At 67.6% G+C, this 13,426-nt stretch carries 12 protein-coding genes; 7 read left to right on the forward strand and 5 right to left on the reverse strand.

Annotation, left to right across the window (positions count from 1 at the left end):
* From GJ693_RS03445 to madM, 5 genes are all read left to right on the forward strand, one after another.
* Positions 1–675, forward strand: a 675-nt coding sequence (locus GJ693_RS03445) for a TolC family protein (protein ID WP_197041935.1), incomplete at its 5' end; no start/stop codon positions are given.
* On the forward strand, positions 672–1,547 hold the full coding sequence (locus GJ693_RS03450) for a maleate cis-trans isomerase family protein (RefSeq protein WP_156254944.1): 876 nt from the start codon (positions 672–674) through the stop codon (positions 1,545–1,547). The genes GJ693_RS03445 and GJ693_RS03450, both read left to right, overlap by 4 nt.
* 97 nt (positions 1,548–1,644) lie before the next feature.
* On the forward strand, positions 1,645–3,162 hold the full coding sequence (locus GJ693_RS03455) for an amidase (RefSeq protein WP_197041936.1): 1,518 nt from the start codon (positions 1,645–1,647) through the stop codon (positions 3,160–3,162).
* Between the two features lie 11 nt (positions 3,163–3,173).
* The gene (gene madL, locus GJ693_RS03460) at positions 3,174–3,527 is read left to right on the forward strand and encodes a malonate transporter subunit MadL (RefSeq protein WP_156254945.1); all 354 of its coding nucleotides are present in this window, start codon (positions 3,174–3,176) and stop codon (positions 3,525–3,527) included.
* Positions 3,527–4,285, forward strand: coding sequence for a malonate transporter subunit MadM (madM, locus tag GJ693_RS03465; protein ID WP_156254965.1), 759 nt, complete (start codon positions 3,527–3,529; stop codon positions 4,283–4,285). The genes madL and madM overlap by 1 nt, the downstream gene beginning before the upstream one ends.
* Position 4,286: 1 nt before the next feature.
* On the opposite strand, the gene GJ693_RS03470 is transcribed toward madM, so the two are convergent.
* The 5 genes from GJ693_RS03470 to GJ693_RS03490 form a co-directional block, all read right to left on the reverse strand.
* On the reverse strand, positions 4,287–5,354 hold the full coding sequence (locus GJ693_RS03470; protein WP_156254946.1) for an aldose epimerase family protein: 1,068 nt from the start codon (positions 5,352–5,354) through the stop codon (positions 4,287–4,289).
* Entirely contained in the window at positions 5,351–6,325 is a 975-nt protein-coding gene (locus tag GJ693_RS03475; RefSeq protein WP_156254947.1) for a HupE/UreJ family protein, read from the reverse strand. Before GJ693_RS03475 ends, GJ693_RS03470 begins: the two co-directional genes overlap by 4 nt.
* Positions 6,322–7,146, reverse strand: a complete 825-nt coding sequence (locus GJ693_RS03480) for a peptidyl-prolyl cis-trans isomerase (protein WP_156254948.1) — start codon at positions 7,144–7,146, stop codon at positions 6,322–6,324. The genes GJ693_RS03475 and GJ693_RS03480 overlap by 4 nt, the downstream gene beginning before the upstream one ends.
* Positions 7,147–7,169: 23 nt before the next feature.
* Positions 7,170–9,065: a DUF3604 domain-containing protein gene (locus tag GJ693_RS03485; protein ID WP_156254949.1), complete on the reverse strand. Its 1,896-nt coding sequence runs from the start codon at positions 9,063–9,065 to the stop codon at positions 7,170–7,172.
* Positions 9,066–9,194: 129 nt separating this feature from the next.
* Entirely contained in the window at positions 9,195–9,500 is a 306-nt protein-coding gene (locus tag GJ693_RS03490; RefSeq protein ID WP_156254950.1) for a hypothetical protein, read from the reverse strand.
* 89 nt (positions 9,501–9,589) lie between these two features.
* On the opposite strand from GJ693_RS03490, the gene dgcA reads away from it, so the two are divergent.
* Positions 9,590–10,582 (forward strand): N-acetyl-D-Glu racemase DgcA, encoded by a 993-nt coding sequence (gene dgcA, locus GJ693_RS03495; protein WP_156254951.1) that lies wholly within the window; start codon positions 9,590–9,592, stop codon positions 10,580–10,582.
* A gap of 74 nt (positions 10,583–10,656) precedes the next feature.
* Positions 10,657–13,425 (forward strand): [protein-PII] uridylyltransferase, encoded by a 2,769-nt coding sequence (locus tag GJ693_RS03500; RefSeq protein ID WP_197041937.1) that lies wholly within the window; start codon positions 10,657–10,659, stop codon positions 13,423–13,425.
* Position 13,426 lies beyond the last annotated feature (1 nt).

A 13,426-nucleotide genomic window follows, 5' to 3' on the forward strand; every position in this document is an offset into this window, starting at 1 on the left:
TCGCCATCGGCGCTGCGTGGTCAGCTGGACGCGCTGAAGCCGCTGCCGGCATTGCCGGCGACCCTCAGCGTCGGCGACCCGGCCAGCCTGCTGCGCCGCCGCCCCGACATCCGCATTGCCGAGCGCGGGCTGGCCGCGGCGACCGCGCGGATCGGCATTGCGACGGCCGATCTGTTCCCGCGCGTCTCGCTCACCGGCAACGCCGGCCTGCAATCCAATCTGGCCGGCGAACTCTTCTCGGCCGGCGCCTTCGCCTTCGCGATCGGGCCGCAGCTGGTGTGGAACTTCCTCGACTGGCCGCGCATCCGCGCCCGTATCCGCCAGGCCGATGCCGCTGCCGATGCGGCCGCTGCCCAGTATGAATCGACCGTGCTCAGGGCGCTGGAGGAAAGCGAGAACAGCCTCGTGCGCCTGGCCCGCGAGCGGCAGCGGCTGGCCGAACTGGTCAACGCCCGCGATGCCGCCGTGAAGGCCGCTGCACTGGCCCGGCTGCGCTATCGCAACGGGGTCGATTCCTCGCTGTCGGTGCTCGATGCCGAGCGGGTGGCGCTGAACAGCCAGGATCAGCTGGTCGCGTCCCAGGTCAACGCCGGCCAATATCTGGTGGCGGTCTACAAGGCGCTGGGCGTCGGGTGGCAGGCCGCCCCGTCCGCACCGGCACCGGCCAACCCATGATTGCGCCATCGGCCCGGGAACTGGCCCCGGTGCTGGCAGCCGGTGGCCCGATTCTTGATGGCCAACCGGTGGACATCGGCATCGATCCGGCGGCGCGCTATCCCGATGTGTGCAGCCATCGTCTCAAGCTGGGCCTGCTGCTGCCCGCCACAAACTGCAGCATGGAACATGAACTATGGTCGCTGATCGTGCGCAATCAGCAGACCGGGTTGGCGGGCATCGGCATCCACACCACCAACGTGGTCACGCCGTCGCCGCGCTTCGGCAATGCCGAAGAGCTGGCCGCCTATCGTGACCAGTTTCTGGCGGGGCTTGCCGAAGCGGTGCCGGTGGCCGCCCTGGCAGCGCCCGATCACGTCATCCTGGGCATGAGCATCGAGCATATCGTGGCGGGCCTTGCCGACGTGCGGGCACCTGCCGATGCCGTTGCGGCAGCCGGCCAGCGCGGCGTGTCCGCGTGGGACGTGGCGGCCGACCAGGCGCTCAAGCGGCTGAACGCGCGCCGCATCGCCTTGCTCACACCGTTTGACGCCACGGGCAACGCCAACGCCACCCGGATGTTCCGTGAACTGGGTTATGAAGTGGTGGCCAGCTTCGGCTTTGCCTGTGCGCTGGCCCGTCACATCGCCCATATCCCGGACTGGGCCAAGGAAAAGGCCATCATGCAGCATCTGGCGCCGCCCGGTGCGCCGGTGGACGCCATCGTGCAATGCGGCACCAACATGAGCATGATCCAGGTGGCAGAACGGTTGGAGCCGGTGATCGGGCGCCCGATCCTGGGCATCAATGCCGGCCTGCTCTGGCACGCCTTGCGCCATAACGGCATCACGGCGCCGATCAGCGGCGGCGGCATGTTGTTGCAACACGCCTAGGATGCGCGCCGCCAGCCCTTGGCTGGCAAATCCCCATTGACGGCCGCGCCGCAGGCCAACACACCGGTGACGGCGGTGGCCGACAGGGGGATGGGTCATGAAGCAGGTGGAGGCAACACGGCGCGAAGTGATTCTGGGTGGTGCGGCAGCGGCGATGGTCGCGGCACCAGGCCGTGCAGCAACGCCGGTCGATCCGCTGCTGGCCCTGCCGGGACGCCGTATCGCCAGCCTGATCGCCAGCCGCAAGACCAGCAGCGAAGAGGTCATGCGCGCCGTGCTGGCCCGCATCGCGGCGGTCAATCCCGCCCACAATGCCATCGTGGCCCTGCAGGATGGCGATCGGCTGCTGGCGCAGGCGCGGGCGATGGATGCGCGGCTGGCGGCGGGCGCGGCGCCGGGGCCGCTGTTCGGGCTGCCCTGGGCAGTGAAGGACCTTGTCGACGTGATCGGCATAAAGTCCACCGACGGATCACTCGTCTATCGCGACCATGTCCCGACCAGCGAAGGCATCATGGTGCAACGGCTGCGCCAGGCGGGCGCCATCTTCATCGGCAAGACCAACGCCCCCGAATTCGGCTTTGGTTCCCACACCATCAACCGGGTCTATGGCCCCACACGCAACAGTTTTGACCCCAGCAAGTCCGCTGGCGGCAGCAGTGGCGGTGCCGGGGTGGGCCTGGCGCTGCGCATGTTGCCGCTGGCCGATGGCTCGGATTTCGGCGGCAGTCTGCGCAACCCGGCGGTGTGGAACAATGTCTTCGGCTTTCGCACCGGCATCGGGGTGATCCCGCCGGAAGGCAATGACCTGTGGACCGCGCGGATGAGCGTTGCCGGCCCGATGGCGCGGCATGTCGCCGATCTGGGGCTGATCCTGTCGGTGATGGCCGGCAGGCATCCCGCTTCGCCGCAATCGCTCGATGTCGATGCGCGCGCCTTCGCCGGGCCGCTCGACGCCGACATGAAAGGCGTGCGCATCGGCTGGCTCGGCGATTGGGGCGGGCGGGTGCCGCATGATCCGGAGGTGCTGCGCATCTGCGAATCCGCGCTGCCGGCATTCCGCGCCATCGGCTGCAGCGTCGAGGCGGCTGAGGTCGATCACGAGATCGAGCCAGTCTGGCAGGCGCTGATGCTGCTGCGCAGCTGGATGTCGGGCACCGGGCTGCAGCGCCTGGCCGATGATCCGGCCACGCGCGATCTGATCGGCCCGCAGACGCACTGGGAGATCGCCAACAGCCGAGGCATCACCGGGGCGCAGGTGCTCAACGCGTCGGTGGTGCGCAGCAGCTGGACGCGGGCGGTGGACAAATTGTTCGAGCGCCATGATTTTCTGCTGGCCCCGGCGGTGCAGCTGCTGCCATTCCCGATCGAGCAGCTCTGGCCCACCGAGGTCGCCGGCAAGACCATGCGCACCTATCACGAATGGATGCTGGGCACGTTCCTGGTGACGATGACCGGGCTGCCGGCGCTGGCTGCACCGGCCGGCTTCAGCCGCAGCGGCCTGCCGGCCGGCCTGCAGATCATCGGCCGGCGCGGCGCGGAGCTGGCCTGCCTGAAGCTCGCCCATGCCTATGAGCAGGCGGCGAAATCCGTCATTGCCCGGCAACCGTTGGCCTGAGGGGAACGCGCATGCCGATCCTGGGCGTGGCCCTGCTCGCCGCCTGCACGCTGGTCGGGCTGTTTGCCGGCGATTTGCTGGGCGCCGCCCTGGGGCTGGAGGCCAACGTGGGCGGCGTCGGCATCGCCATGCTGCTGCTGATCCTGCTCAGCAACTTGCCGGGGCGGCGGCTGGGGCCTGACAGCGCGGCCGGCGTCTCCTTCTGGAGCCTGATGTATATCCCGATCATCGTCGCCATGGCCGCGAAACAGAATGTGCTGGCCGCGGTGTCGGGCGGGGTGATGGCGGCGGTGGCTGGCACGCTGGCGGTGCTGGCCGCCTTCGCGCTGGTGCCGGTGCTCAGCCGCTGGAGCCGTCGCCCGTGATGGAACGGCTGGAGAAATTTGCCGGCGACAACGGCTTGCTGGTCGCGTTCGTCTTCGTTGGCCTGGTGATGGCGCTGGCCTTTTTCCTGTCGCGCCATGTCGGGCGCGGGCGGGTGCATGGATCGGCTATCGCGATTGCGCTGGCGCTGGTGCTGGCCGGGGTGGCCGGGGCCGATACCGGCGGCAAGAATGGCGTGGCTGATTATCCGCTGCTGGCCGGCATCGGCGTGTTGGGCGGCAACATGTTCCGCGATTTCGCCATCGTTGCCACCGCCTTCGGGGTGCGACTGAGCGATCTGCGTGCAGCCGGGCTGGTGGGCGCGCTCTCCATCCCGATCGGCGTTGCGCTGTCCTTCCTGGTCGGCGCGTTGGTGGCGCTGGGCTTCGGCCTCACCGATCCGGCCGAGATCACCACCATCGGTGCCGGTGCCGCCACCTATATCGTCGGCCCGGTCACGGGCGCTTCGCTGGGCGTGTCCTCGCGGATCATCTCGCTCAGCATCGCGGCGGGCCTGGTGAAAGCGGTGCTGGTGATGGTGGCGACGCCGCTGGTGGCGCGGCGCATTGGGCTGGATAACCCGGTCAGCGCCATGGTCTATGGCGGGCTGATGGGCACGACCAGCGGCGTCACCGGCGGGCTGGCCGCCACCGATCCGAAACTCGTGCCCTATGGCGCGATGACCTCCACCTTCTACACCGGCCTGGGCTGCCTGCTCTGCCCGTCGGTCTTCTACCTGGTGGTGAAGGCGCTGGTCTGACTCATGCCGTGACGTCGAAGGCATAGATGGTGCTGGACCGGCGCATGTCGCCGGGGCGCAGCAGGGTGGAGGGGAAGCCCGGCTGGTTGGGGCTGTCGGGGAAATGCTGGGTTTCCAGGGCCAGACCGTCGCCCTGGCGCAACAATCGCCCGTCGCCGGCCGCGATGCCGCCATCGAGGAAATTGGCGCTGTAGACCTGGATGCCGGGTTCGGTGGTGCTGATCGTCAGCCGGCGGCCGGAAGCGGGGTCGCTCAGCATCGCGGCCGGGCGCAGTTGGCCGGCCGGGCCATCGATGACTAGGTTGTGATCGAGGCCTCGCGCCAGCCGGATCTGCGGATGATCGCAGCGCAGAGCCGGGCCCAGCGCGCGCGGCGAGCGGAAATCGAGCGGGGTGCCGGCGACGGGCGCGGTGGCGCCAGTCGGGATCATCTGTGCATCCAGCGGTGTGTAGTGGCTGGCTGACAGCTGCAGCATATGGCCATCGATGCTGGCGCTGCCGGCGCCGGCCAGGTTGAAATAGGGGTGGCTGCAGACATTGATGTGGGTGGGCTGGCTGGTCGTCGCCTGCCAGTCGAGGCGCAGCCGATTTGCGGTGTCCAGGGTCCAGGTCGCGGTCATGTCCACGGCACCGGGAAAGCCATTGTCGCCATCCGGGCTGTGGAGGTGGAGGGTGGCGCCGGCGGCATCGTCGGTCTCGAACGGCTTCGCTGCCCACAATTTCGTGCCCCAGCCGCTGCCGGCGCCGCCGTGGATGGTGATGCCGGTTTCAGGATTGGCGGCGAGCGTATGGAAGCGTCCGTCGATGGTAAAACCGCCGCCGGAAATACGCCCGGCATAGCGGCCGACCAACGCGTTGAACGAGCCGCCGCGATCCCAGGCGGCAAAATCGGCGCGGGTGAGCAGCACGTTGGCGTGCTGGCCGGCGCGATCGGGCACGCTGATCTCGGCCAGCGCGCCGCCGCGGGTGAGGATCACCACCCGCATCCGGTCGTTGTCGAGCGTGATCGCATCGACCTGTTCGCCGCGGGCGTTGGTGCCGAAGGGCGCGCTGCGCGCAGAGACCGTCATGCCCATATCCGTTCGATGAACCAGAAACTGGCGATGCTGCCGATGGCATAGGCGCTGGCCACCACGGCCGGGCGCAGCACCAAGGGCGCCAGGCGGCGCAGGCCGGCAATCACTGCCAGCGCCGCCGCGATGATCAGCATCTGACCGGCCTCAACGCCGAGGTTGAAGGTGAGCAGCGCCATCGGCAGATCGGTTTCCGGCAGGCCGATCTCGCGCAGGGCGCCGGCAAAGCCGAAACCATGCAGCAGGCCGAACAGGAAGGCGACCAGCCAGGGTAGCCGTTCGGACAAGCGCGGCCGGTCCGGCATCGCCTTCACGATCTCGACGGCGAGGAAGATGATGGACAGCGCAATCATCGCCTCGACCGGGGCCTGCGGCAGTCCGAACAGGCCCAGCGTGGTGCCAGCCAGCGTGATCGAATGGGCCGTGGTGAAGGCGGTGGCGGCCTTCACCACGGCCCAGCCGCGCTGCAGCAGCAACACCAGTGCGACAACGAACAGCAGATGGTCATAGCCGGCGAGAATATGGTCGACGCCGATGACAAAGTACGTCCGCGCTACCTGCGTGGTGTCGGGCACGCGGTTCACCGTCACCAGCGTGTGGCCGGGCAGCAGGCGTTCCGTTTGCACCGGACGGCCCAGCGGCGCGATGCGCAGCAGCGTGTCGGTATCGCCCGGCGCGACGCCGGTTAGGCCCAGCGTGGCGCCGGCCAGCGTTTTGGCGCAACGCATCGTGCCGGTCGCCACCAGCGCCCCGGCGGACAATCGCGGGGTCGCCATCGTGACACGACAGAAATCCGGCAATTGCGGCGAGGCCCGCGTGGCCAGCCCGCCCAGGATCGGGGCTTTCCACACCAGCTTCCAGTCGCCGGCGCTTTGCTGGGTCAGTTCCAGGTAACCGGGGCGCAGTTCATCGGCGCTGGCCGGCAACGCCAGCAACAGGAACAGCAACAGGCCGAACAGCCGCCTCATTTCGGTCGCGCGATCACGACGTCATAGCCGGCGAGCAGCGACTTCAGCTGCGCCTCCTCGGCCTTGCGCACGGCGGCGCTGCGCCAGTCATTCTCCAGCCGCTGGCGCACGTCGGCCAGCCGGGGCGGCGGCAGCGTGTGGCGCTGTTCCAGTCTCACCAGGTGCAGGCCAAAGCCCGACGGCAGGGCCACCCACTGGCCAATCGGCGCTGTGGCCAGCGCAGCGGCAAAATCATCGCCGAATTCCTGCGCCAGATCGAAGGCGGCGGCATCGACCAGCCGGCCGGGCAGCGGGAAGGGCTCGGTTGGCAGCGTGGCTTGCGTGCCGGCCTGCAGCGCTGCGGCGGCGCGGGCGCGCAAGGCCGGCGTGTCCTCACCCAGATAACGCTGAGTGAGCGTGTAGCGCGGCGGCAGGGCATAGCGCGCCGGGTCCTTGTCGAGCAGGGCCTGCAATTCGGCATCGCTGGGCTGCGCGGCCTCGGCCTCGGCGCCGGCAATCGCCAGCATCTTGTTCCTGAGCCGCTTCTTCACGACATCATCGTCGCGGTCGAGGCCGAGGCGCAGGGCCTCACGATAATAGACCTCGTTGCGGACATGATCGCGGATCAGCTCGTCCAGCTCGGCGGGAGTCGGTGGGCGGCGAAAGGCCTGGACATGATGGTTGACGAGGCCAGCCACCACCATCTCATCGACGACGATGCGGCGTTCGCCGGGCGCGGGCGGGCGGCCGGCCAGGCCTGCGAACACCAGGGCGCCCACCACCAGGAAATGCAGCAGCGGCTCGCGCAGCAGGGCGCGTGCGCCGGCGCGCCAGTCAGTCATGCCTTGTCCCTCAGTCTTTGGCTTCAGCCTTTGGCGGGCGTATACCAGATCGGCGAGCTATAGGCGCGCTCCTGGCTCTTCACCCGCACTTCCGGCGGCAGCTTCAGCTTGTATTTCACGGCATCATAGGCCGGCCAGCTCGGCGTGGGGATTTCGAGCACGCGCACATAATAGAAGGCGCGCAAAGCGGGATCGAAATCGGGATCGCTCCACAGCGTCGTCAGGTTGGCCGCACCGATGCTGTTCTTGTAGGTGGCAGTGGCCACATCGACCGTGTCGCCGACCGGCGGCAGCTTGCCGGCCACCGGCTTGCGGCTGTCGGGCGTGCTCCAGGCCACGTCATAGACTTTTTCCTGGGTCTTGCCGGCCTTGTCGACCCAGCCCTTCACCACCTGCACGCGGTCGAGATTGGCGCCCAGCGGGTCTTTCAGGGCGGCGATCATGAAGCGCGGCGCGCCCTTCGCGCCCGGCTTCATCTCCCCACCCATCGGAACCCCGCGCGTATAGCCGGCGCGCACCCAATCGCCCTTCAGATCGTCGGGCGTGAAATCCCAGCCGCCGAACACGCGCAGCGTCATGCGCGGGCCGGTGCTGGCATAGACTTCGCGCCGTTCCATGGCATCGAAGATGGCCGCGCGCGTGTTCGCCTTGGCCCACACCGCGGCATAGCCGCTGGCCAGATAATGCCAGCCGAAACGGCCCTTGCGCGTGCCCAGATTCTGCGGCTGCAGGGCGCGCTTGGGGTTGGGCTCGTTACCGCTGTGCTTGCCGAAGAACTGGTCTTCATCGGCGGTGGACAGCGCGGTGTGGCTGTCGGTCGAGCCGATCAGGCCGAACTTGTAGGGGTTCACCCCCATCTGCGCTTCCAGCGCCAGGCCCCGCTTCAGCGCCTCGCGCACATATTCGCCGGCAAACATCGAGGAGACCTTGGGCTGGTTGCCGAGCAGATTGTTCAGCTCCCAGCCGGCGACGCCATAGCCGGCGAATTCATCGTTGGGCGACAGGAAGGGATGGGCCTCGCTGTCGCCCTTGATCTGGGTGATTTCCACCACCGGCTCCAGCCGGGCGCGGCGCTTGGCGTAGGCTGCGGTCATCGGGCCGCCGCCGGGCATGGTGAGCTCGAACATCAGCCCGTTCGACAGGTTGGAATTGTGCGGGATCGCCAGCACGCGCCCGCCGGTCGATTTTTCATAGGCTTCCATGTAGTTCCAGATCTCGTCCGGCGTCGTCTTGTAGGTGGGATCGATCGGCACCACCGTGCGCACCTTGTCGGGCCCATCGCGGAAAATGATGTTGCGGTGCAGGTTATTGCCGCCCTGCATCAGCGTATATTCAAAGCCGAAGAAGGCCGTGAATTTGCCCGGTTCGTTATACTCCTCCACCGCGTCGATGTTGGCGTTCCACACATCATGGGTGCGCTCCTTGGCGCCTTCGGGGTTCATCATCGCCGGCGGAATGGCATTGCGGCCGCGCGCATCCAGCATCTCGGCCATGGCGCGCTGCGATTGCGCCGGGCCCTCGTTCATCATGTCGTGCCAGCGCCGCATGGTGGGATCGCGGATCAGCGGGCCCGGTGCATCGGCCAGCGCCTTGGTGCCACCCAGCATTTCGGCGTGATCGGTCACCACCAGGAAATCCAGTGGACGCGACAGCTTGGCCTTCAGGCCAGTGGTGGAGGTGACCTCCTCACCGCGGGCAAAGCGCAGCGCATCTTCCGGCCCCAGCCGCACGCCAAAGCCAAAGGCATCGACAGAGTTGGCGGTGTGGAGGTGGGTATCCCCCCACAGCGGGCGCGGCGGAAATTCGCTCTCCTTCACCACCGCGTCCGATTTTGACGATTTGGGCTTCAGCACGTCGCAACCGGTGAGCGTTGCGCCCGTGCCCAGCAACAAGGCCGCCACCATGATCGTGCGCCGCATGCGTCTTCCCCCTGTGCTCGCCGGTTTTCCGGATTTGCGCACAGGATGCCACGCCCATCCGGGCGGTCAATGCATGTGGCATGCGGCCTGTCGTTTCCTGCAGTGTGTCGGCCGCGCGGACGGCGAGCGTCAGCCCGGGTTGTCCTTCACATGCTTCTCGATGTCGTCGAAGAAGCGTTCCAGGTTGTGCAGCACCATCATCTTGAACTCATAGTTCACGTCCGGGCTGGCGCTCTCGATGATCGGGCTTTCATCGACCTTCTCGGCATAGGCCTTGGCGATGGTCTGCACATAATCGGGATCGAGCTTGATCTCGCCCATCTTGTCGAGGATGCGCAGCTGCACGATCATGATCTGGCGCACCAGCATTTCCAGCGCCGTGATCCGCGACACGGTGGCGACCGCATCCAGTTCGACTGATTCCTCATCGCTCATGGCGGTCAGCATGACGTGAAAAGCGCCGCGCGCAAAGCCTGTTGCGCCCAACAGTTGCGGCGTTCTGCGGCTTGGGGCAGGGCGGCTTCATGGCCCGCATCCTCAACGCCCGCATCGAACGCTTCCCCGTCCGCGGCAGCTTCACCATTTCGCGCGGCGCCAAGACTCATGTCGACGTGGTGGTGGCCGAGGTCAGCGACGGCGCGCACAGTGGTCGCGGCGAAGGCACCGCCATCTATTACAAGGGCGATTCGGCCGAATTGGCGCTGGCGGCGCTGCAAGGCGTGGCCGATGCCGTGGCCGCCGGGGCGACACGGGCCGATCTGTTCGGCCTGCTGCCGGCCGGCGCCGCCCGTAATGCGCTCGATTGCGCGCTGTGGGATCTGGAAGCCAAACAGTCCGGCACCCGCGTCTGGCAGACCCTGGGTCTGCCGCAACCACAGCCATTGCTCACCGCCTACACCATCAGCCTCGCTGAACCGGCGGCGATGGCGGCGGCCGCAACGGCGGTGCGCGGGCGCGAATTGCTGAAGGTGAAGCTGGGTGGCAGCGATGGCCCGCTGGCCGATGTCGAGCGCATGGCCGCCGTGCGCCGCGCCGCGCCCGATGCCCGGCTGATCGTCGATGCCAATGAAGCCTGGGGCGGCAGCGATATCGAGCGCACGCTGGCGCTGCTGGCGCCCCTGGGTGTCGAGCTGGTCGAACAGCCGGTGCCCGCCGGCCGCGACGCCGAGTTGGAGGGGCTCCGGTGCGCGGTGCCGCTGGCGGCTGATGAAAGCTGCCACGACCGCGCCAGCCTCGATGCCATCATCGGCCGCTATGCCTTCATCAACATCAAGCTCGACAAGGCCGGCGGCCTCACCGAAGCGCTCGCCCTGCGCCACGCCGCCGCCACGCGCGGGCTGGGGGTGATGACCGGCTGCATGCTGTGCACCAGCCTCGCCATCGCGCCGGCCTTCCTGGTCGCCATGCAGGGCAGCTTCGCCGATCTGGATGGACCCTTGTTGATCGAGGACCGTCCGCACGGCCTGCGCTTCGATGGCAGCGACGTGTTCCCGCCTGAAGCGGCGCTGTGGGGGTAGGCCACCGCCGCGCTCGGGCTCTGGCCATAATGTAATCATGACGCAGCGCAACATTGCGCCTATGGTGCGCCCTGATGCTGCGCCCTGATGCCATCCACAACCGTCGTGCGATCATCGATCGCCGCGCCCTGGCCGACCAGTTGGCCAGCGGCATGGCGGCCTGTGCGGCCTTTGCCGATCGCCGCCGCCTGCTCGCCGACACGCTGCGCGACTCGCTGGTGGCGGGCCGGGTGGAGCTGGGCCAACGGCTCGACGCGCATCCCGGCCGTGGCCTCGAACTGGCGGCGGCGCAGAGCTTCCTGACCGATCAGCTGCTGCGCCTGGCCTGTGATGCCGTGGTTGGCCAACTCTATCCACTCGCCAATCCCACCCAGTCCGAACGGCTGGCGCTGGCGGCGGTCGGCGGTTACGGCCGCGGCCAGATGGCGCCGTTTTCGGATGTGGACATCGTCTTCATCACGCCGTGGAAGCAGACGCCGTGGGGCGAACAGGTCATCGAAACGCTGCTTTACCTGCTGTGGGACCTCGGCCTGAAGGTCGGCCACGCCACGCGCAGCCTTGATGACGTGGTGCGCATGGGCAAGGCGGACATGACGATCCGCACCGCCTTCCTCGAATCGCGCTTCGTCTGGGGTGATCAGCCGCTCTATGACGAGGCCACCGCCCGCTTCCGCAAGGAGGTGGTGGCCGGCACTGCCCGCGCCTTCGTGGCCGAGAAGCTCGCCGAGCGCGAAGCCCGCCACCAGCGCATGGGCGACAGCCGCTATGTCGTCGAACCCAATCTGAAGGAAGGCAAGGGCGGTCTGCGCGACCTGCATGCGCTGTTCTGGATCGGCAAATATCTGCACCAGGTCGGCAGTGTGGCCGAGCTGGTGGACAAGGGGCTGTTGACGGCGGACGAGCTCAGGCAGTTCCGCCGCGCCGAATCCTATCTCTGGTCGGTGCGCATCATGCTGCATCACCTCACCGGTCGCGCCGAAGAGCGGCTGACCTTCGACGTGCAGCGCGAGCTGGCCGCGCGCCTGCGTTATGCCAACCGTGACGCCATGAGCGCGGTCGAGCGCTTCATGCGCCATTATTTCCTGGTGGCGAAATCGGTCGGCGATCTGACCGGGCTGTTCCTCGCCCATCTTGATGAATCGACCGCCCGGCCGTCGTGGCTGCCCACGCTGACCCGCCGGCCGGCGCGGCTGAAGGGCTTCACCCTGCGGCGCGGCCAGATCGGCGTGCCGTCCGATGATTTCTTCCAGGCCGATCCGGTGCGGCTGCTGGAAATGTTCGCGCTGGCCGACAGCGAGGGGCTGACCATCCACCCGCTCGCCATGCGCGCCGCCAATCGCGATGCCCAGCTGATCGATGATCGCATCCGCCGCGACAAGACCGCCAACGCATTGTTCCTCGACGTGCTCACGTCGCCCCGCGATCCTGAAACCGTGCTGCGCTGGATGAACGAGGCCGGCGTGTTCGGCCGCTTCGTGCCGGATTTCGGCCGGGTCGTGGCGCAGATGCAATACGACATGTACCACCATTACACGGTGGACGAGCACACGATCCGCGCCATCGGCCTGGTTGCCCGCATCGAGCGCGGTGAGCTGAAGGCCGATCATGGCCTGTCGTCGGCCATCATCCACCAGCTGATCAACCGGCGCGTGCTGCATGTGGCCGTGCTGCTGCACGATATCGCCAAGGGGCGGGGCGGCGATCACAGCCTGTTGGGCGCCGATGTCGCCCGCCGCCTCTGCCCGCGGCTGGGGCTGACGCCGGAAGAGACCGAGACCGTGGCCTGGCTGGTGGAATATCACCTGCTGATGAGCCGCACCGCCTTCAAGCGCGATCTGTCGGACTTCAAGACGATCCTGGATTTCGCCGCCGCCGTCGCCAGCCCGGAACGGCTGAAGCTGCTGCTGATCCTGACCGTCGTCGATATCCGCGCTGTCGGCCCTGGCGTGTGGAACGGCTGGAAGGCGCAGTTGCTGCGCGAGCTGTATGAAGCAGCCGAGGAAGTGCTGCGCCGCGGCCACAAGCAGAAGGGCCGCGCCGAGCGCATTGCCGCCAAGCAGGCGCAGCTGAAAGCGACACTGGGCTGGGACGACAAGCGCTTTGCCGCCTATGCCCGGCGCTTTTCCGACAGTTACTGGATTGCCGAAGCCGCCGACGTGCTGGTCGCCAACGCCGCGCTGGTGGCCGATGCGGGCGCCGGCGATGAACCGCTGGCGATTTCGTGCACCCCCGATGCCAGCAGCGGCACCACGCTGGTTGCCATCTATGCCGCCGATCACCCCGGCCTGTTCTATCGCATCGCCGGTGCCATCAGCCTTGCCGGCGGCAACATCTTTGACGCGCGCATCCACACCACCCGCGACGGCATGGCGATCGACAATTTCGTCGTGCTCGATCCCCTGGGCCGGCCCTTTGCCGAACAGCAGCAGATCGCCCGCCTGAAACGCAATATCGAGGATGTGCTGAAAGGCCGGATTCGCCTGGCTGACAAGCTCGCTGCCAAGCCGCTGGCCCGCCGCAAGGCCGAACTGTTCCGCGTCGAACCGCGCGTGCTGATCGATAACAAGGCCAGCAACCGCTACACGGTGGTGGAGGTCAACGCGTCGGACCGGCCAGCGCTGCTTTATGCGCTGACCAATGGGCTGTTCCAGCAGAAGCTGACCATCCACAGCGCCCATGTCGCCACCTATGGCGAAAAGGCGACCGACACCTTCTATGTGACCGATCTGACCGGCGCCAAGATCGACAACCCGGCGCGCCTCAAGACCCTCGAAAAGCGCCTGCTCGCCATCGCCGCCAGCGCCAGCCCCAAGGTGGAGACGCTGGCCGAAGCGGCGGAGTGAG

It is taken from the genome of Sandarakinorhabdus oryzae (assembly GCF_009733735.1).
In the GTDB taxonomy this organism is placed as follows: domain Bacteria; phylum Pseudomonadota; class Alphaproteobacteria; order Sphingomonadales; family Sphingomonadaceae; genus Sandarakinorhabdus; species Sandarakinorhabdus oryzae.